This is a genomic window from Pseudovibrio sp. W64, assembly GCF_001623145.1.
Classification (GTDB): Bacteria; Pseudomonadota; Alphaproteobacteria; order Rhizobiales; family Stappiaceae; genus Pseudovibrio.
In genome coordinates, this window is the sequence record NZ_LMCI01000038.1 from 870,368 (window position 1) to 891,199 (window position 20,832).

General features: G+C 50.8%; 13 protein-coding genes and 1 riboswitch. Of the genes, 9 read left to right on the forward strand and 4 right to left on the reverse strand.

The window, feature by feature from the left end; translation table 11 throughout:
* The first annotated feature begins 53 nt into the window (after positions 1-53).
* Together PsW64_RS20595 and PsW64_RS20600 are read left to right on the forward strand one after the other, a co-directional pair.
* Entirely contained in the window at positions 54-2,267 is a 2,214-nt protein-coding gene (locus tag PsW64_RS20595) for an RNA degradosome polyphosphate kinase (RefSeq protein WP_208980945.1), read from the forward strand.
* The gene (locus tag PsW64_RS20600; RefSeq protein ID WP_082831171.1) at positions 2,245-3,768 is read left to right on the forward strand and encodes a Ppx/GppA phosphatase family protein; all 1,524 of its coding nucleotides are present in this window, start codon (positions 2,245-2,247) and stop codon (positions 3,766-3,768) included. The genes PsW64_RS20595 and PsW64_RS20600 overlap by 23 nt, the downstream gene beginning before the upstream one ends.
* Positions 3,769-3,861: 93 nt before the next feature.
* On the opposite strand, the gene rnd is transcribed toward PsW64_RS20600, so the two are convergent.
* A complete protein-coding gene (gene rnd / locus PsW64_RS20605) occupies positions 3,862-5,085 on the reverse strand; it encodes a ribonuclease D (RefSeq protein WP_063304780.1) in 1,224 nt (407 codons plus the stop codon).
* Between the two features lie 297 nt (positions 5,086-5,382).
* Between rnd and aspS the strand changes: the two genes are divergently transcribed.
* Entirely contained in the window at positions 5,383-7,167 is a 1,785-nt protein-coding gene (gene aspS / locus PsW64_RS20610) for an aspartate--tRNA ligase (RefSeq protein ID WP_063299566.1), read from the forward strand.
* A gap of 155 nt (positions 7,168-7,322) precedes the next feature.
* Positions 7,323-9,128, forward strand: a complete 1,806-nt coding sequence (locus PsW64_RS20615) for an ABC transporter ATP-binding protein (RefSeq protein ID WP_063304781.1) — start codon at positions 7,323-7,325, stop codon at positions 9,126-9,128.
* Between the two features lie 113 nt (positions 9,129-9,241).
* On the opposite strand, the gene PsW64_RS20620 is transcribed toward PsW64_RS20615, so the two are convergent.
* Both PsW64_RS20620 and PsW64_RS20625 read right to left on the reverse strand, forming a co-directional pair.
* A complete protein-coding gene (locus tag PsW64_RS20620) occupies positions 9,242-11,359 on the reverse strand; it encodes a hypothetical protein (RefSeq protein ID WP_063304782.1) in 2,118 nt (705 codons plus the stop codon).
* Between the two features lie 37 nt (positions 11,360-11,396).
* Positions 11,397-12,590, reverse strand: coding sequence for a hypothetical protein (locus tag PsW64_RS20625; RefSeq protein WP_063304783.1), 1,194 nt, complete (start codon positions 12,588-12,590; stop codon positions 11,397-11,399).
* Between the two features lie 250 nt (positions 12,591-12,840).
* On the opposite strand from PsW64_RS20625, the gene PsW64_RS20630 reads away from it, so the two are divergent.
* The 4 genes from PsW64_RS20630 (at position 12,841) to PsW64_RS20645 (ending at position 17,471) form a co-directional block, all read left to right on the forward strand.
* Positions 12,841-14,490 (forward strand): EAL domain-containing protein, encoded by a 1,650-nt coding sequence (locus PsW64_RS20630; RefSeq protein ID WP_063304784.1) that lies wholly within the window; start codon positions 12,841-12,843, stop codon positions 14,488-14,490.
* A gap of 340 nt (positions 14,491-14,830) precedes the next feature.
* The gene (locus PsW64_RS20635; protein ID WP_063304785.1) at positions 14,831-15,643 is read left to right on the forward strand and encodes a ferredoxin--NADP reductase; all 813 of its coding nucleotides are present in this window, start codon (positions 14,831-14,833) and stop codon (positions 15,641-15,643) included.
* A gap of 53 nt (positions 15,644-15,696) precedes the next feature.
* On the forward strand, positions 15,697-16,230 hold the full coding sequence (locus PsW64_RS20640; RefSeq protein WP_063304786.1) for a regulatory protein RecX: 534 nt from the start codon (positions 15,697-15,699) through the stop codon (positions 16,228-16,230).
* 116 nt (positions 16,231-16,346) lie between these two features.
* Positions 16,347-17,471: a heparin lyase I family protein gene (locus PsW64_RS20645; RefSeq protein WP_063304787.1), complete on the forward strand. Its 1,125-nt coding sequence runs from the start codon at positions 16,347-16,349 to the stop codon at positions 17,469-17,471.
* On the opposite strand, the gene PsW64_RS20650 is transcribed toward PsW64_RS20645, so the two are convergent.
* Complete coding sequence (locus tag PsW64_RS20650; protein WP_063304788.1) at positions 17,468-19,135, reverse strand: formate--tetrahydrofolate ligase; 1,668 nt, start codon at positions 19,133-19,135, stop codon at positions 17,468-17,470. The two genes, PsW64_RS20645 and PsW64_RS20650, sit on opposite strands and share 4 nt — an antisense overlap.
* Positions 19,136-19,466: 331 nt before the next feature.
* On the opposite strand from PsW64_RS20650, the gene PsW64_RS20655 reads away from it, so the two are divergent.
* The gene (locus PsW64_RS20655; RefSeq protein WP_063304789.1) at positions 19,467-20,360 is read left to right on the forward strand and encodes a DMT family transporter; all 894 of its coding nucleotides are present in this window, start codon (positions 19,467-19,469) and stop codon (positions 20,358-20,360) included.
* A 175-nt stretch (positions 20,361-20,535) separates the two neighbouring features.
* Positions 20,536-20,748: riboswitch (cobalamin riboswitch) on the forward strand.
* Positions 20,749-20,832 lie beyond the last annotated feature (84 nt).

Below are 20,832 nucleotides of genomic sequence, written 5' to 3' on the forward strand. Positions count from 1 at the left end.
GGTGACCCGGTCCACGGGCTGCGGAGGTACATGGAATGAATGAGTTTACGGAAATGAACGCTTTGGAAGACGAGACCACTGACACCGCAGATTTTGAGGTGAGTGCAGGGCTGGCTCTGATGCAAAAACCAGAGCGCTTTGTAAACCGTGAACTCTCGTGGTTGCAGTTCAACCGCCGTGTTCTGGAAGAATCCATGAACCCGAGCCATCCGCTTTTGGAGCGGCTCCGGTTCCTGTCCATCTCTGCCAACAACCTTGATGAGTTCTTCATGGTGCGTGTTGCTGGCCTGCGCGGTCAGCAGCGAGCGGATGTGACGACCATTTCTGATGATGGTCTGACCTCGACCGAACAGCTGGAGCAAATCTCTGTTGAGGTAAGCAAGCTTCAAAGTGAGCAGCAAGCCCGCTTCCGTCAACTGCGCTCTGAGCTGGCTGATGAAGGTATCTTCATCGTTGAAGCGCAGAACATGAGCCAGTCTGAAACGGATTGGCTGGAAGACTACTTCCTTCAGCATATTTTCCCGGTTCTGACCCCGTTGGCTATTGATCCGGCGCATCCTTTCCCGTTCATCCCAAATCTGGGCTTTTCGCTGATCCTGGATCTGCGTCCGGTGGATGGAGGCGCAGGTATGACTGCGCTGCTGCGTATGCCAAGCCAGATTGGCCGCTTTGTTGTCCTGCCAACACCGCGTGATGCCGGGCCAAAAGCAACTCGTTTCATTCCAATTGAGACGATCATCTCGTTGTTCATCGGCAATCTCTTCCCCGGATATGAAGTTTGCGGCAAAGGCGCGTTCCGCGTATTGCGCGACTCCGATCTGGAAATCGAGGAAGAAGCGGAAGACTTGGTGCGCGTTTTTGAAACCGCCCTAAAGCGCCGCCGCCGCGGGTCTGTGATCCGCATGGAAATCGAAGAAAGCACACCAGAAAGTCTGCGTGCCTTCGTTGCAAATGAGCTTGAAGTCACCGAAGAGGAAACCTTCCTCGCCAACGGCCTGCTGGCGCTGAATGATCTGTCTCAGGCTGTGAACGTCAAACGCGATGATCTCAAGTTCCCGCCATACACTCCGCGCTATCCGGAACGCATCCGCGAACACGGCGGGGATTGTTTTGCGGCTATCCAACAAAAAGATATCCTCATCCACCACCCCTACGAGAGCTTCGATGTTGTCGTTCAGTTCCTCCGCCAAGCCGCTCAGGACCCGGATGTCGTCGCAATCAAGCAAACGCTGTACCGCACATCCAACAATTCCCCGATCGTCAAAGCCCTTGCAGAAGCTGCTGAAGCTGGCAAATCTGTCACCGCGCTTGTCGAGCTCAAAGCTCGTTTTGACGAAGAAGCCAACATCCGTTGGGCGCGAGATCTGGAGCGCGCTGGAGTACAGGTCGTCTTCGGCTTCCTTGAGCTGAAAACTCATGCGAAAGTCTCCATGGTTGTCCGCCGAGAGCAGGGCGGTTTGAGAACCTACTGCCACTTCGGCACCGGCAATTATCACCCAATCACAGCACGCATCTATACCGATCTGTCCTACTTTACCGCAGAGCCTGCAATGGCGCGTGATGCTGCTAAGGTGTTCAATTACATCACAGGTTACGCAGAGCCGGGCGAGCTGGAGCGACTGGCCGTTTCTCCAATGAGCCTGCGCAAGCGCATCATTCAGCACACAGAAGAAGAGATTGCCCACACCAAGGCAGGCCGTCCGGGTCAGATCTGGATGAAGATGAACTCTCTTGTCGATCCAGGTGTCATTGATGCATTGTACCGGGCCAGTCAGGCAGGGGTACAAATTGATTTGGTCGTGCGTGGTATCTGTTGCCTGCGAGCAGGCGTGCCGGGGCTCTCTGACAACATCCGCGCGAAATCAATTGTGGGAAGATTTCTTGAGCACAGCCGTATCTTCTGCTTTGGCAATGGTCACGGGTTGCCCTCTGATGAAGCCCATGTCTATATCTCATCAGCGGATATGATGCCGCGCAATCTGGATCGTCGGGTCGAGACCCTTGTTCCTGTTAAAACGCCAACAGTACACAAGCAGATTCTTGATCAGATCATGGTTGCAAATCTAGAAGATAATCAACAAAGCTGGCGTCTGCTTCCAGACGGTAGTCATGAGCGCATTGTTGCAGAACCAGACGAAGATCCGTTCAACGCACACAAGTTCTTTATGACGAACCCATCTCTGTCTGGTCGTGGTAGCTCGCTACAGGGCGATAGCCCAAAACTTTTTGTAGAACGGCCAAATAGTGACAGATATCTCGACGAGTGATGAGCCTCGAGGACGATTTACAGACCCGGGACCAATAGCAATCATTGATATTGGTTCCAACTCTGTCCGTCTTGTAATTTATGAAAGACTGGCGCGTAACCCGACAGCGTTGTTCAATGAAAAAATCCTGGCAGGACTGGGGCGCGGCGTAGGCGCAACTGGTCGTCTGGGCGAAGAAAATGTTGCCACTGCACTACGTGCTTTGGTGCGGTTTCGCCGTGTTTGCGATCATGTGGGTGTCATCAAACTGCACATTCTGGCAACAGCAGCAGCTCGCGAAGCTGAAAATGGCGCCGAGTTCATTGCAAAAGTAGAAAACATCTGCCGGGCCAGCGTTCAGATCCTGTCTGGTCGTGATGAGGCATTCTATTCAGCAATGGGCGTTTTCTCTGGTTTCTGGCGGGCAGACGGCCTTGTCGGAGACTTGGGCGGCGGATCATTAGAGCTGGTCGACATCAGTGCGCACGGCATCGGTGACGGACGCACATTCCCGCTTGGCGGCATTCGGCTGCAGGAATCCTCAGAAAAAGATCTGGCACTGGCCAATGAGATCGCCCGTGAAGAGCTGGAAAAAGCCGACTGGCTGGGTAAGGCAAAAGACCGCAATTTTTATGCGATTGGCGGAACGTGGCGTTCACTTGGCCGTTTGCACTTGTATCAACAGGGCTATCCGCTGCATGTGATGCATGACTACACAGTGCCTGCTGAAGTCATGATTGATTTCTGCGAGCAGCTCATGCGGGATGACCTAAGCAACGAGCCAAGCATTCAGGTGATCTCAAAAGCGCGTCGTGGATTGCTGCCGTATGGTGCAACCGTGATGCGGCAGACCTTGTTGCATTGTCAGGCAGATCAGGTCGTCTTTTCTGCACTCGGCGTGCGGGAAGGGTACTTGTATGATCAGCTGGATGAAGACGGCAAAAAGCAAGATCCTTTGCTCACAGCAGCCCACGAGTTGGGTGTGCTGCGTGCCCGTGATCCCTCATATTCAGCCGAAGTGGTTGAGTGGAGCGAGCAGGCCATGCGTGTGGCTGGTGTGGACGAAAGCGAAGGCGAACGCCGCCTGCGCATCGCGGCCTGTCAGCTAACGGATATCGGCTGGCGTGCGCATCCGGACTACCGTGGTCAGCAATCACTGAACATTATTTCTAATGGCGGCTTTGTAGGTATTGATCATGCGGGTAGGGCATATCTGGCACTGACAGTGTTCTATCGCTACGAAGGCCTGATGGATGATGCGCTTTCGCCTGCCATTCGCAGTCTGAGTAATCCACGCCTCATGAAGCTGGCACGTATGCTTGGCGCGACGCTGCGTGTTGCAGCATTGATCAGCGCCTCCATGAATGGCGTGTTGCTCAAGAGCAAGCTGTCGCTGGTGAACGACAAACTCGTGCTGGCTCTCCCAGCAGAACTTGCGGACATGCAAGGGGATCGTTTGACCAAACGCCTGAACCAACTCGGACGCGTTATGGATCTGGAAGCCGAAGTCAGAGTGCTCTAGGAAATCTGAGATAGATGCAAGAAAGCCCCGACAAGTTTTGCCGGGGCTTTTCTTATTTATCAGTAAGTTATGATGAGTAGTGGATTCAAAATCTTAATCAGATTTTGGCTTGCTGTTCTTGTTGCCACCACGACGGCGAGAGCTGTTTTCAACACGCTCAACCGGTTCACCTTGTTCGCAAATGACGACCTGACGGCCATTAAAAGCAAGGCCGATTTCACCTTTTTTCAAGCGCAGAGCATCTTCACCAAAAAGCTCTCGGCGCCAGCCGGAAAGAGCCTGAACCTGCGCATCACCACTTGATGCAATCTTGTCCAGATCATCGACCGTCGCGATAACTTTTGGTGCCACACCAAAGCTTTCGCTCTTCATCTTCAAAAGCACCTTCAGCAAATCGACAGCCGCAGACGCTCCGTCCGGAGAAGGCCGTCCTTTTGGAACTTCTGGCAGATCGTCCTCAGAAATCTCCATAGCGCGTTTAACTGCGTTGAGAATGTCCTCGGCATGTCTGGAGCGCTCAAAGCCACGTGGGATTGTGCGCAAGTGCCCCAAAGCTTCAGATGTCTGAGGCTTCTGCGTTGCAACCTCAAAAATCGCATCATCTTTGATAACGCGGCTACGAGGAATGTCACGCTTTTGCGCTTCCTGTTCACGCCAGAAGGCCAGTTCCTTTAAAACAGCCAGATCGCGTGGTTTGCGGACGCGCAACTTCATGCGCTGCCAGGCCTTCGCAGGATCACTGCGGTAGGTGTCGATGGAAGACAGCGTTGCCATCTCATCTTCAACCCAGTGGTTGCGGCCCTTCTGTTCCAGTTGCTCTTTCAGGAACTGGTAGACGTCGCGCAAGTGGGTCACATCAGCCAGTGCATAAGCAAGCTGTTTGTTCGTCAATGGACGCCGGGACCAATCTGTAAACCGGGATGATTTGTCGATCCGCTCACCCGTCACTTTCGAAACCAGTTGGTCGTAGGAAACTGAATCCCCAAAGCCACAAACCATGGCTGCAACCTGACTGTCGAAGAGAGGTGAGGGCACAAAGCCACCCAGATGGTAGATTATTTCAATATCTTGCCGTGCAGCATGGAACACCTTCACGATGTCCGTATTGCGCATCAATGCAAAAAAAGGTTCAAGATCCAGATCTTCAGCCAGAGCATCAACCAACACAGCATTATCTGGATTGGCAATCTGAATGACGCAGAGTTTTGGCCAGAAGGTCGTTTCCCGCAAAAACTCGGTATCAACTGTTACGAAATCTGAATTAGCAAGCTTGGCACACGCTTGCGCAAGCTCTTCTGTAGTTGTGATCATCTTCATGGTGTCAAAGTCTATAGCGTAAGCGAACGGGCTTGTCCCTATCTAAGTTTCTCGTTTTCTCATCAAGTGGTTGTAAATGTCGATTTTTGCTCTCTACGAACCAAAGGGTCGCAGCCAGAGCCTCGCGAAAACCACGTAGGTAGAGGAAACTCGGGAAATGTCCGCAAGAAACAGCGCCAAAGTTACAGACTTACTTGACTTTAGGATGCTGACATGTCTTTTCCAGCCGGATGACCTTTTGACGAGGTCAACCAGTTTCTGAATTTTATGATTCACTAGATTACCACTGAGGACGCTATGCATCGTTATCGAAGCCATACCTGCGGAGAGCTGCGGGCGAATAATGTAGGTGAAACCACTCGCCTTTCTGGCTGGGTGCACCGTGTACGCGATCACGGCGGCCTGCTGTTCATCGACTTGCGTGACCATTACGGCCTTACGCAGTGTGTTGTTGATCCGGACTCCCCAGCATTTAAACTGGCTGAAACCGTACGTTCCGAATGGTGCATCCGCATCGATGGTGACATTAAGAAGCGCTCTGACGATACCGTCAACAAGGGCCTTGGTACCGGCGAGATCGAAATTTTCATCCGCGATATGGAAGTTTTGGGCGACTCTCAAGAGTTGCCGCTGCCAGTATTCGGTGAGTTGGAATACCCTGAAGATATTCGTTTGAAGTACCGTTTCCTCGACTTGCGTCGCGACACTCTGCACGCAAATCTGATGACACGGACCAAGATCATCAACTCCATGCGTCGTCGCATGAATGATGCTGAGTTCAACGAATTCCAGACACCAATTCTGACGGCTTCTTCTCCTGAAGGCGCACGCGATTTCTTGGTACCTTCCCGTATTCACCCTGGTAAGTTTTACGCGTTGCCACAGGCTCCTCAGCAGTTCAAACAGCTGCTTATGATGTCTGGCTTTGATAAATACTTCCAGATCGCACCTTGCTTCCGTGATGAAGATCCACGCGCTGACCGTCTGCCAGGCGAGTTCTACCAGCTCGACGTGGAAATGAGCTTTGTTACTCAGGAAGACGTGCTGACCACCATGGAACCAGTTATCCGTGGTGTGTTTGATGAATTCTCTGAAGGTAAGCCAGTTACCAAAGAATTCCCACGCATTCCTTACGCAGAGGCGATCCGCAAATACGGCTCCGATAAGCCGGATCTGCGTAACCCGATCGAAATGCAGGACGTGACTGAACACTTCGCAGGCTCCGGCTTTAAAGTGTTTGCACGTATGATCGAGAGCGATCCAAAGGTTCAGGTCTGGGCAATCCCAGCTCCAAAGGGCGGTTCCCGCGCATTCTGTGACCGCATGAACTCATGGGCACAGAGCGAAGGTCAGCCAGGTCTCGGTTACATCTTCTTCCGTAAAGAAGAAGATGCAATCGCCGGTGCTGGCCCAATTGCGAAAAACATTGGCGCAGAACGCACCGAAGCAGTCCGCACCCAGCTTGGACTGGATGAAGGCGATGCGGTGTTCTTCGCAGCTGGCGATCCTAAAAAGTTCGCAGACTTTGCTGGCAAAGCACGTACTCGTGCAGCTGAAGAGCTGAACCTGATCGACGAGGACCAGTTCGCACTGTGTTGGATTGTTGACTTCCCAATGTACGAATGGGACGAAGAAAACAAGAAAGTTGACTTCTGTCACAACCCATTCTCCATGCCGGAAGGTGGAATGGACGGCCTCAACAACGTTGAGCCTCTTGAACTGAACGCCTACCAGTACGACGTTGTCTGTAACGGTTATGAAATCGGCTCAGGCGCGATCCGTAACCATCAGGTCGAAGTCATGAAGAAAGCCTTCGAAATTGCTGGTTACGACGAAAGCCTGCTCGAAGAAAAATTCGGTGGCATGTTCCGCGCATTCCAGTACGGCGCGCCTCCACACGGCGGTATGGCTGCTGGCGTTGATCGTATCGTTATGCTGCTCGTTGGTGCAAAGAACCTACGTGAGGTGACCTTGTTCCCAATGAACCAGCAGGCACAGGATTTGATGATGGGTGCTCCGGGCGATGTGTTCCCGGCACAGCTGCGCGATCTTCATATCCGCCTGAACTTGCCAGAAGCATAAGAGCCGCTGGCAGAAAAGCAGGTATGGCGGTTCACGTCATAATGTTATAAATCTCATGGAAGGGCGGTCGTAGATCTACGGTCGCCTTTTCATCTTCTACCGGTAGCAAATTAAGTTGTCATACTTAATTTCGCTGGAAAAGCTGAGGGTTTTAGGTGTTCGACGCCATAAGCAAAAAGCTGTTTGCGGATGAAGAGGGCGCTCCCAGCCTTATTCGCCGCCTTCTCCGAGAAAATTTCGGGCAATACAAGTTCCAATACATGATTGCGTTTGGCTTCATGATTGTAGCTGCCGGTGCAGGTGCTGGCAGTGCAGCCATCATGAAAAACGTGATCAATCAGGTCTTTATCGACCGTGACATCACAATGGTCTACATCATCTCCGGCGCGGTGATGACCATCTTTCTGACCAAAGGTATAGCGACCTATGGTCAGACTGTTGTGCTGAGCAGGATCGGTAACTCGATTGTCGCCAAGCTCCAGCGTAACATGTTTGAAAAAGTGACCCGATTGGGCGTCAGATATTTCGACCACACGACATTTGGTGATCTGGCCACACGATTTGGCCACAACACAAGCGCTGCCAGAGGCGTTATGGACCTAATTATCCTGTCCGCTGGACGGGATGTTATGTCTGTGATCGGTCTGGTCACTGTCATGGTCTGGCAGAACCCGCTGCTCTCACTCATCTCTCTGGGCATCATGCCTCCAGCTGTCTATGCTGTTTCCAAGCTTGTTCGCCGTGTGAAGAAGATTGCCAAGAGCCAGTTTGTTTCTCAGACAATCATCCTTTCTCTGGTAAAAGAAATGGCTCTGGGCATTCGCGTCGTGAAGTCCTTCAACTATGAGGGAAACATGCATGCGGCGATGGACAGCGCGGTCTCTAGCGTCGAGCAACAGTCCAACAAGATTGCGAAGTTGACTGCCAGAACATCGCCATTGATGGAAACTCTGGGCGGTATCGCGATTGGGATTATTATCCTCTACGGCGGTTATAGCGTAATTGCCTTGGATCAGGATCCGGGAGCATTCTTTGCCTTCATCACGGCACTTTTGCTCGCATATGAGCCAATTAAACGCCTCGCTCGCTTTCAGGTTAATCTGAATACAAAGCTTGTTGGTGTGCGCCTGATGTATGAGCTTCTGGATATGCCAGAAGAAAATCAGAGAACCTTAGACAAGCCTGACATGAAGGTCACCAAAGGACGGATCGAGTTCAAACAAGTCGAGTTCGATTATGGTGAGACGAAAGCTCTGAATGGCCTGAGTATGGTCGCAAACTCAGGTGAAGTGACTGCCCTTGTTGGTGCATCTGGAGCGGGTAAATCAACAGTCTTCTCATTGATTGAGCGTTTCTATGAAATTGATGAGGGCGAAATTCTGATCGATGATCAGGACATTCGTGACTTCAACATGGAAAGTCTGCGTAGCAATATCGCAATCGTGACGCAGGATACGTTCCTGTTTGATCGTACGATCAGAGAGAACATCCTTATTGGCCGTCCTGGCGCCACGGATGAGGAAGTGATTGAGGCTGCAAAGAATGCGAACGCCCACGAGTTCATCGAGAAGATGGAAAAGGGCTATGACAGCAATGCAGGTGAGGGTGGTACACGCCTTTCCGGCGGTCAGCGTCAGCGCTTGGCGATTGCACGGGCAATGCTTTCTGACGCACCCATTCTATTGCTGGATGAAGCGACGTCTGCTTTGGATGCTGAGTCCGAAAACAAAGTACAAACCGCGCTTGCTCGGCTGATGAAGGGGCGTACCACACTCGTGATTGCGCACCGCCTTTCAACCGTTCGTGATGCGGATACCATCCATGTGTTGTCGCATGGCAAACTCTTAGAGAGCGGCACGCACGATCAGTTGTATGAGATGGATGGTTATTACAGACACCTGTGTGAACTCCAGTTCACCAATAGCAATCAAGTAACTCAAAAAGCGTCTCCGGATGCCTGATAAGGTCGACTAGAAGCGTCATCGAGTTTTTAGAAGGGCCCTTCCAGATTACAAAAAAGGCCGCTGTGATATCACCTATCACAGCGGCCTTTTTTATTTCATCCTGTTTGAGCTTACTCGGTGTAGCTCACAGTTGCGCCCAGCATCTCAGGGAGCTGTTGAGGTGCAAGAGCCGCAATCCCTCCAAGCTGCATGATTGGAACTGCTGTTTGCGGAGCAAGTGTCACGCGGATGTTGGTTGGCTTGGCAGCAAAGCTCTTAGCTGCTTTTGCCAGTTCCAGAGCAAATTCGGTTTCAGCCAGAGGTCCAGCCTGCTGGAGCGTGCCATCAATCATCATTGAAGCCAGCAATTCAGCAGGAAGACCTGCTTGCTCTGCCTGAGTTGCAAGAAGCTCACTGATAAGCGGAGAATCCATCACTTCGATCTGTGCGCCCTTGAAGGTTGCTAGAGCTACAACAGCTTCTGCCTCCTGTGGGTTCTCAAAGAGAGAGCGTGGAATTCCGCCAAGCTGAATGTCAGCGCGCAGTTTGATGCCGTTTTCAAGCTCAAACTCGAATTTTTCCAGCGTCAGATCCTGAGTATTCTCATCCCACGCAATCTTGAAGTCCTGTGTGAGGTTAACACGCTCAATGCCAAGACGATCAAGTACACCCAGAACCATCGGCTCTTGAAGGAGTGCAGCATCAAAGCTCAGACCACCAATGACTTCAGACAGGCTTGTCGGGATCGGCCCAATGTGATTACCCATCTCAATAGTAAGCTCACCAAGGGAGACTGGTGTTGGCAGATCTTTTGCCTGCATGTTTAGGCCAGCAAGAGAAATGCGTCCGATCGTTGGAATGGCCTTCATCGCAGCAGCAGGATCAGCTTCTGCCGCAAGAGTGCTCTCAACCATGGTACGCAGGCTAGGCCATGCAAGGTTCGCTAGCTCAAACGTTTCCAGATCGAACACCGCATCGTCGCCTTCGACCGCACCGTGCAGGCCTTCAAATTTTATCTGACCAAGACTGTTTGTTGTAAAGTCTGTGGTTGAGAAATGCTTCAGTGTTGCTTCAAAACTTGGTGCTTCGCTGTCTTTCATACGTGCGCGGATTGGATCCCACGCTTTGATGACCATGTCGTTTACGTCTGAATATGCGACGTAGTATGAGCCGAGCGCATCAAGCATGCCGAAAATCTGATCAACAGCCTCTTCTTCCTCTGGCTTGTCTTTGAGGCTCTCAAACGCAGCCAAAAGCTTGGCAGCATCACCACCTGACATGCGCACATCTTTGGTGGTAGATTCACCAGCACTCACTTCTAGAAAACCGAATGGTTCAGAGGCGCTGGCACCTTCAGTTTTTATTGTACTTGAGAAGCTTCCAACCCGGTACTCGCTCAGCAGCCTATCAGAAGGTGCCTTGGCCGCACCAAGAAGCGCCAGAAGCGGGCGTACGTCTTGATCTTTGACTGAAAAGTCGTTGTATACCGTTTCAGAAACCGTTGAGACCTCTCGGCCATCTGTCGTCATTGAAGTTGTTGTTTTATATTTAATTTCTTCAATTGAGGTCAAAGCCACAACACCATTTTCCGCGCCGGAGTAAACGCCGTTCTTAATGGTGTATGTCCCTGTAAGTGCATCCGCCATTGCCATATCAGCGACAACTTCAGCAAAGCTGCTGCGGTCATAAGAAACACTTGTTGCGGCGGCAAGCAACTGCTGAAACTCTTCTGCGGTAACACCATCTGACAGAACAGGCAGGTCAACCCAGTTCACAGAATAACCGGAAATGACATAATCTTTGGCGTCAGCAATAACTTTGATGACATCGTCGGAGGCTTGAGCCTCTGCAACATTTTTGAATTTCTCTGCTTTCTCAAAAAAGCCGAGCTCAAGCTGCATCTCATCGGTGGTTACGTTTTGGAAGCTGAAGGTGTCACCGTCACGTGAAGAGCCATCATAAATCGCCTTTGGCGTCTTGATGATGTAGTAGACGCCAAGGTTAGGCTTGTCTTCATCGAGGGAAAGAGTGAACATTCCTTCGATTTTATGATCAAGAATTTCGGTCTTTGATCCGTCTTCTACCGCCTTCGCATATGTTGCAGTTTCTGCGCCATTTGCAAGGAACCAGTCATTGTACTTATCAATGAGGTCTGATGCAGGACTGGAAAGAGCAGGCTGGGCGGATAAACCTAATACAGTGATTGAAACAGCAAAAAATCCCTGCCGTTTGAAATTTTGGAAAGGCATTAAATAAACCTTTTATGGCTAGTAGGAGGGTTCCCCGCTAGTTTACATTTGCTTGAAGGGCGATGCCAAGCAAAGAAATGATGGAAGCGGGGGAAATCGCAGATACCCCAAGAATTTGTGTTACGCTTATCGGTGCCTTAGGGGTAGCACTCAGCGTGATACTCTGCGGATTTTGCAAGAAACTATAAATCGCTTCCGTAAACTCCAGCTGCTTTGCGCGATCAGGAATTCGCGCAAACTGCTTTTCTGCTTTCTCCGTTAATTGCTGTGTATAGGCAGAGCGTGATTGTCCATGTCGGTGAGCTTGACGTTCAAGCATGTCATCCAGACTGCCTTCATCGACGAGTGAGAGATTGAAACTGGAGATGGCTGCGCTCTGTAATAAATCCAGCGCAATGACGTTATCCTTGGTGGCAAGCTCGGTGATCTGCTCAACAACTGTATCTGTGAGACCTTCCAGTTTTAGGGAGACCTGCACAGAGAAAAGATCTTTCAGCACAACAGCTGCACTCGGAATATTGACTTCGCCCGTGTCGCCATTCCACTCACCTTCAAAGTCGATATCTGCATCCACTTGAGTCAGGCCCAACTCATCAAGCATTTGCTGTTGTGGTGGTGCAAACATAGATCGGCTCAAAACGATATGAGCAACCTGAACACTGGCAATGATAGGGAAGCCGCCATTGTTGACGTCAAAGTCGATACTGACCCGCTCAATAGGCATAGATTGGCCCGTTGAACGATCCTGAAACAGCAGTCCCATAATCTCTGCAGTGGAATAGAGTGACATGGGAAGATTTGATGCTGGATTGCTTAGATCATTGGCATTGGGAAGATAAAGGTCCGTAATCGCGATCTTGTCTGCCGTGAAGTTGAAGTCTGGTTCGTCAACCTCGAACTTCGAAGCTGCAAATGCCCCGACAAAGATCCGCCCGTCACTTTCCACGGATGCCTGAGCCAGCGCCAGATCGCCAATCTTGAAACGCTTTGTCTGATCTACATTCGGATAACCCTCAATACCGCCAATAGAAAGCACGTCATTATCGACAGTAACCGGTCCTACATGCGTCAAGGTCAACCCGCGATCCTGAAGGTTCTGAAGAAAGGCCTTTGCGACAGCATTATCAGTATTGATCTGTGCTGATGCTGCAAGAGCAAGGCAGCTGCTGAAGAGGAGGGCAAAGAAGAATACCAGGAAGGCACGATGGCGACGTAACTCAGAACTGCGCATAGCTCGGCTCCAGATTGACCGCTAAGAGGTATTTGGGTGCTAAGCTGGCATATTGAGAGTTAGGGGCGCGTGTATATCACTGCAAAAAGTCAAACCACTCTGAGAGAAAACATGGTGGAAGCCTGCATTTCACAGCCATTTTGGAAAGCATCTGGGGATCGTTTAGGGTGTTTGGATGATTTTTACAGTTTTAAGTAAGCCTTAATCATAGAAATAGGTAGCCGTATTTTGCATTTTTAAGGTCGTGGTTGTGTCTCGCCATTATTTCGTATTTGTCCGCGCAATTTTGGTTGCTTTGGGATTGGCGCTCTTGCCATTGCTCATTGGCAATATGATCCTTGAGAACTTCGCGATGCACCAGGCGCGGAACGAAATGAACGCGATCGCAGATCGTTACATCTCAAGAAGCGAGGCCGCGATATCCGGTGCTGTAGAAATACTGCGCCAGATGCAGGTGAAAGGCCTGACATCCTGCACACGCCAAAATCAGGGTGAGTTTGAAAAGACTCTCTCAGAAAACGTCATCATAAACGCAATAGGGATCGTGGATCACCGCGGTGTGCCCATGTGTTACGTGCCGGCTCAGGTTCGCCGCGGTAACAGTATTCTCCCTGCACTCAAGCCAGATGCCCCGCGTGTTGGAATTGGTATGTCCTGGATGGAGTATCAGGGTATCCGCACGGCGCTGGTCTCCTGGAAACTTAGAAATGGCTGGCGTCTGGTTGCCAATATTTCTCCAACCGTACTCGCGATCGAACCGGGCCCAGATTATCTGCGCCATGCTTCTGAAATCGAAGTCCGGTTAGGGCGCGATCATGTCTGGGTCAATCCGACAAACAACAGCAACCTTCCTGTCATCATGGGCAGCAACTTCATCGAAGAGTTTGCAGCCTCAACGATCTACCCGATTAATGTGCGGATCCGAAGTGATCGCAATGCGGTCATGAGTCTGGTAGGCGAACTCAAGATCGTGGCTGTGATCGCCTGTTCAGGTATTGCTATTTTCTTGATCGCCTTGGGCGTCTGGCTTTCCTGGAAGCCTGAAAAAGATGCAGAAGACGACTTTGTCGCCTCCATCCGTAACAACGAGTTCATACCGTACTATCAGCCTGTCGTGGACATCGTAACTGGTGAGCTACAGGGCTGTGAAATGCTGATGAGATGGCAACTCCCCAACGGTAAAATGGTCTCTCCAGGTCAGTTCATGACCTACGCTGAAACATCGGGCCATATTTTCGAGATGACCCGAAGCATTATGCGCCAGTCCATTGATGATTTGGGAGAGCTCTATTCTCAGCATCCGGAACTGAAGCTCTCGGTCAACCTCTTCGCAGGCCATTTTAATGATCGATCCATTGTAGACGATCTGCTGGATATCTACGAAGACTCTCCAATTGCGCTCAATCAGGTGGTTATGGAGGTGACAGAGCGTCAGCCTCTTGAAGACATTGAACTGGCGAGAAAGATCATCGCAGAGCTACAAGCCCATGGCATTCGTGTCGCTCTTGATGATGTGGGAACAGGTCATGGCGGTCTGGCTTACTTGCAAAAACTGGGCATGGACATCGTCAAGATCGATAAGATGTTCATCGACCCACTAGGCAGCGAAGAGAATGCCTTCCGTCTGGTCGATGCCATAGCCGAACTCGCAGACACGATGAACATGGGTATCATCGCAGAGGGTGTAGAGAAGTATGAGCAAATTGTACTTCTGCGCGAGCTCGGAGTGTCTTCTGCGCAGGGGTACATCTTCTCCAAACCATTGCCAGCACGCAAATACCTTGAGTTTGCGGAGGATATCTTCACAGATAGACGTAATCCGGTGAAGGTGCTTGAAGAAAAGAAGCAAGCTTCTGATGAAGCGCTGGATCAGATCGTTTCTCAAAACGACGTCGACTAACCCAACCTACCTCTATTTCAACACAAGTCAGATCAATGCCCTCTGAAGGGCATAAATCATGCCGCCATGCGCATAACTTATCGCGCTTTGTTGAATAATATGAATATATTCCATAATTATATGTAACTCATGTCTGATAACCCGCTTCACCGCACTTTCTGACAGTCTTGGCTATCTCCCAAAAGCTCAGGAAAGGGAGGCGAAAGACAGTATTCTACGGAAAGAAGCAACTGGAAAAGAAATATTCACTCGCACGCAGTTTATTAGCTGCATGTGCCTCAGCACAGCCTTCAGCTTGGGTTAGCCTTTGCCAACCTCATTAATCGGAGCAAGGCGAACGATGAACCAGATCATAAAGGGTGCGGAATTGGAGAGCGCAGTTCCTGCAAATGTCTTTGTAGAAACAGTAACGGAAGTGACCCATTTCACGGACCGCCTTTTCCGGTTCAAAATCACGCGTCCTTCAAGCTTCAGATTCCGCTCTGGTGAATTTGTCATGATCGGTTTGATGATCGACGGAAAACCGCTCTTCCGTGCATACTCAATCGCCAGCCCTTCCTGGGATGAAGAGCTGGAGTTTTTCTCCATCAAAGTTCCAGATGGCCCATTGACCCAGCACCTGCAGAAAATCAAGGAAGGCGACCAAATCCTTCTGAAGAAGAAGTCCACCGGAACACTTGTGCTTGACGCTCTGTCTCCGGCAAAACGTCTTTATATGTTCTCCTCTGGAACCGGCATTGCTCCATTCGCCAGCCTGATCCGTGACCCAGAGACCTATGAGAAATTCGATGAGGTGATCCTGACCCACACCACTCGCGAAATCTCTGAGCTTCGCTACGGGGAAGAGCTTGTGGCCGACATCAGCAATGATCCGCTGATTGGTGAGGTCGCAACCGGTAAATTACATCTTTACAATTCTGTCACCCGCGAACGCTTTAAGCGGGAAGGGCGCATCACGCATCTAATTGAAAGTGGTAAGCTCTTTGACGATCTGTCAGTTCCAGTCTTAGACGTCGCAGAAGACCGGGCCATGATCTGCGGCTCCATGCACATGATTGCAGATACCAAGGCATTGCTGGAACAACGCGGTTTCACCGAGGGTGCCAACAACAATCCAGGTGATTTTGTTGTTGAACGTGCGTTCGTGGGCTAAACCACAGCGGAATATGTGATAGCTCATCTCTATTGCATTGGAGATGAGGTCACGTGGGCAAGAAAGTTTCATCTGAATATCTGCGCCGGGCAGCGCTGCATTATCTAAACAGATACAGTGCATCGGAAGACAGTCTGCGACGGGTTTTGAAGCGTAAAGTAGACAAACGGGCCAGAGAAGCAGATGAAGATCCCCATGAGTTCTATGAGCTGATTGAACCTGTGGTCACGTTTTGCCGTGATCACAAGTTTGTCGATGATCTTCAGTTTGCACAAAGCAAAATCAGATCGGCGACACTCAAAGGCAAGTCCAGCTCCCGAATAAAGCTGGAACTGAATGCCAAAGGTGTGTCTGGAGACGATATTCAGACAGCTTTTGACGACGAAAACCATGATGACCAACGCGCAGCAATTGCCTATGCCAAACGCAGGCGCCTTGGGCCGTGGCGGACAAAACCTAAAGAAGAGCGACGAGACAAAGAGCTCGGCAGTTTGATCCGCGCAGGCTTCCCCTTTTCGCTCGCTCAAAAGATCATTGATATGACCTTGGAAGAGGCTGAAGACATCATCTACGGGCCTGTTTCCTGAAGTTTTTCGTCAAATCCTCTGAAAAATCCTGAAAGCCTCTTGGGAGCGCAGCAATAATTCTTCTCTAGATTAGCACGATCTGCAATCAATCCAGCACTGTGCCTTTGGGAGAAAAGATGCCGGATTCAGATCTACGCGACACTTTCAGAAAATACGGTCTGCTCATCCCGGTGCTTGCGGGTCTATGCCTGTTGGTGAGCCCTCAGTTCTCAGTTGCCGACGACCTAACTCCAAAAGAAGAACCCTCTGACAAAACTGATGTCATAGTGACGCAGCAACAAGACGGAGGTGTTCACATCGATGAAATGCGTCAGTCAAAGTGTGCCGTCATGATTGATGACTTTGATGAATACCCAAGTGCAAGCGACTGGGATATTCACCGCATGAACAAGCCAGAAAACTTCCAGATTGAAAGCGATGTTGTGCGCGATGGTGGACACTCGCTGGCAATCACAGTGTTCGGCGATGATGAGTTGGACGCAGAGGGAAACCTGAAGAATGAACTTTGGGAGGCGCGTCAAAAGCGTTGTAATTTTGGCGATGAGGTTTGGTACTCATTCAGCTTTAAAATTGATGGAACCGTCTGGCCTGCCGGATCGACCCGCTGGGTGATTGGTCAATGGAAGGAAGACTCTGGCGGCAGCCCATTTCTGGCGCAACGGTTTGACAACGGCGTTTTTCACATCACTGTCCAGCACAATGACATTCGCAAACTAGTTGCGCAGGCAGAAGGCAGCTATCAGCAAGACTTTAAGGGGTTCTCGCAGGAGCTCCAGCAAATGCTGAGTTTGGATCGGCAAGGTTTTCGCAACAGAAATGATGCAAGCCGCACCTCAGACGAGTTCCTTGGCAGTGGCCTTTCAATTCCTGAGCTGAAAAAAGCGATTGAAGCACAGGACACCTCCAAGTTCCCATTTCTGGCGGACCCACAAACCTACTCAGATTATCCCGGCATTCAGATCGAACTCTCAGATGACCCGGTACTGCCGGATCCAACAACCGGATGGGTTGATATGCGATATCGCGTCAAAGGAAGTCGTGTCGGGCAGGGGATCATCGAGATTTGGGCCAACAACAGGTTCATCGCACGCGTTACTGGTTACATTGGTAATGATGAGTTTGCCGGTAAAACCCAATACTTCAAGTTCGGGCATTACCGGGATTATGATCGCGACGACTTACAGTCGACAGTGTATCTGGACCGCTTTCGCCGCGGCCCACACAGGTCTGATGTAGACTAGAACACGCCTTCAATCTGGCTGTTTTCATCAAGCCCGATGGTCTCTGCTGCCGGATGGCGCGGCAGGCCCGGCATCACCATAATATCGCCAGTCAGTGCCACAATAAATCCAGCCCCCGCGGAAAGTCGAACCGCACGCACATGGATGCTGTAGTCTGATGGCGCGCCAAGCAAGGCTGGATCGGTCGAGAAGGAATATGGTGTCTTGGCCATACATACTGAAAGGTGGCCGTAGCCTTGTTCCTCATAGGACTTGAGCTGATCTTTGACAGCCTGCTCACAGGTGACCTTTGAGGCGCCATAAATCTTTTTGCAAATCCGGCGTATCTTCTTCCAAAGAGCCAGATCATCTTCATAAAGATGTTTGAACTCTGACTGTGTCGTCTGGAGGATCTCAGAGACAGAGGTCGCCAGCTCCTCAGTGCCTGCTGAGCCATTGGCCCAATGTGTGCAGGGCACGGCTTTAACACCGAGCTTCTCCATACGCGACATGATCACGTCAATTTCCTGGTCTGTATCAGGGCCGTACCGATTGATCGCCACAATTACAGGAACGCCATAGCGCTTACAGTTTTTGACGTGTCGTTCCAGATTGCTCATGCCTTTTTCAAGTGCGGGGATGTTCTCTACTGTCAGATCATTCTTGGCAACTCCGCCATGCATTTTGAGTGCGCGAACCGTTGCCACAACAACAACGGCATTTGGTGTCAAACCAGCTTGACGGCATTTGATGTTGAAGAACTTTTCAGCGCCAAGATCAGCACCAAAACCAGCTTCCGTCACCACATAATCAGAAAGACGCAGCGCGGTCTTTGTCGCAATCACTGAGTTGCAGCCATGGGCGATATTGGCAAACGGACCGCCATGGATAAAGGCAGGGTTGTTCTCAAGTGTCTGAACCAGATTAGGTCGGAAGGCGTCTTTAAGCAGCGCAGTCATCGCGCCATCGGCTTTCAGATCCCGGCAGTAAATCGGTGTCTTATCTTTGCGATACCCAATCAACAGGCGGCCTAAACGCTCCTGAAGATCCTGCAGGCTTTCAGCAAGGCAAAGCACGGCCATCACTTCAGAAGCCACGGTGATGTCATAGCCAGACTCGCTCGGGAACCCGTTGCTGACGCCGCCAAGCCCAGTGGTAATGGAGCGCAATGAGCGGTCATTGATATCGACCACCCGGCGCCAGACAATCCGGCGCTGGTCAATATTCTCTGCATTGCCCCAATAGATTTGGTTGTCGATCATCGCAGAAAGCAGGTTATGCGCAGCAGTGATTGCATGCAGATCACCTGTAAAATGGAGATTGATATCCTCCATAGGCACCACCTGCGCGTAACCGCCACCCGCAGCTCCACCCTTCATGCCAAAGCATGGGCCTAACGAGGGTTCACGCAAGCAGATGGTTGTTTTCAGCCCGATGCGATTGAGCGCGTCGCCCAGGCCCACAGTTGTCGTAGTCTTGCCTTCTCCCGCTGGGGTTGGGGAAACAGCTGTCACAAGTATGAGTTTGCCATACGGATTGCTGCTCAGCTCTGGCATCTCATCCAGATTAACCTTGGCTTTAAACCGGCCATAAGGTTCAAGAGCGTCCTCCGGGATCTTCAGATTTTGAGCGATGCGCGCAATGGGTTTCATGTCTGCTGCGCGGGCAATTTCAATATCTTTCATGGAAAATCTCCAGATTAGAACGTGTAATCAAATGAGCCGGAGAGAGCGTCAAAAACGCAAATCAGGCAGGAACAGCAATGTAATCTCTACGTAGAATCTCTACCGAATGCACCTGCAAAGTTCAAGATTGAGGTAGGGCACTTGAAACTAACTTAGTTAACGGTGCTCATCTGTGTTTTGCTGAGATGTGAAATATTATTGCCTGAATAGCTGTTGGTCTGTTCTAAAATTCACCAGACTGCGCTTGCGCGGCAAATCCAAGAGCAGTAGAGCTGGTTGGCTTTTATAAACAAACTGCGCCGTGCCGTAGTTTCGTCGGTTAGGTCACCCCATGTTTTTATTTGAAGTTGCCGCGCTCGGTGCCGCTGCCACCTGGGCTATTGGTGGTCTCATTTCAGCAAAACCTGCAGCTCACCTTGGAGCCATTGGCTTCAACTGTGTGCGTATGTGGTTTGTTGTGGTGTTTCTGGGTATCTATGTCATTGCAACAGGCACATGGAACACGGTTGATTCAAGCCACGCCTCTCATATCTTTCTCTCGGGCTTTGTAGGCATCTTCATGGGGGACACTTTGTTGTTCCTCACGCTCAACCGTATGGGGCCGCGCCGCACAGCCATCCTGTTTTCCATGAACGCACCCATGTCAGCGCTTCTTGGTTGGCTGTTTCTGTCAGAGGAACTGTCATTTCAGGCACTTGTTGGTATCTCATTCGTTCTGGTCGGCGTTATCCTCGCCATTGCGTTTGGAAAGCGCAAAGACCAGCTTCATAAATGGGAGGCGATTAGAGGTCCTGTTGCCATTGGTGTCCTCTTTGGCACGTTGGCCGCACTTTCCCAATCAGTCGGGTCAATCATCATTCGTCCCGTTATGGAAAGTGGAGCAGATCCCGTCGCCATCTCGCTTATGCGCTGCACCATTGCAGCCTTTGGTTTGCTGGTGCTCTTTTACCTGCCGGGCCGTCCTTTCAGATTGGCGAACCCAATCAACAAAGAGATTGTCGCACTGGCCTCCTTGTCCGGCATGCTTGGCATGGGTATCGGCATGACGTTGATCCTCTATGCGCTGAGTGGCGGAGAGGTGGGCATCGTTTCTACCCTGTCTGCAACCACCCCAGCGATGATGCTGCCTGTCCTGTGGTGGCAAACCAAAGAGTTTCCTGCCATTGGGGCATGGATTGGTGCACTCCTCGTCATTCTCGGCTGTGCTTTGATTTTCATGAGTTAAACAGACGATATGCAACCATGCTGCCTAAGTACCACAAGCAGGTGCGACCTCAAGTGGCCGCACCGCAAGATCTGGTAGTGTGGCCGCATCAGCAATTTCTGTGAGTTTTGCAGGCAATTGGTCGAATTTTATCAAGTTCGCTATTCAGCCAGTTGACGAAAGCCCCTGAAATCTGATCAATAGCCGGGCATTTGGTATTTTTGTCGATTAGATAAAAATGAAAAGGGAACACGGTCCGATTGGAAAAGCCGTGGCTGCCCCCGCAACTGTAAGCGTAGAGTTGTTGCTCACACATGCCACTGACGCAGCTGTTTAAAGCAGTGTTGGGAAGGCGGAGCAACAGTAAGGACGCGCAAGCCAGGAGACCTGCCAGATGCAGTCACTCACCCACGGCACGGGGCGTGCTAAGGGGCGGTATTCCGTTCAGGTGACATTCACAGTGCGTCTGAGCGGTAATGAATCTGACTTTATT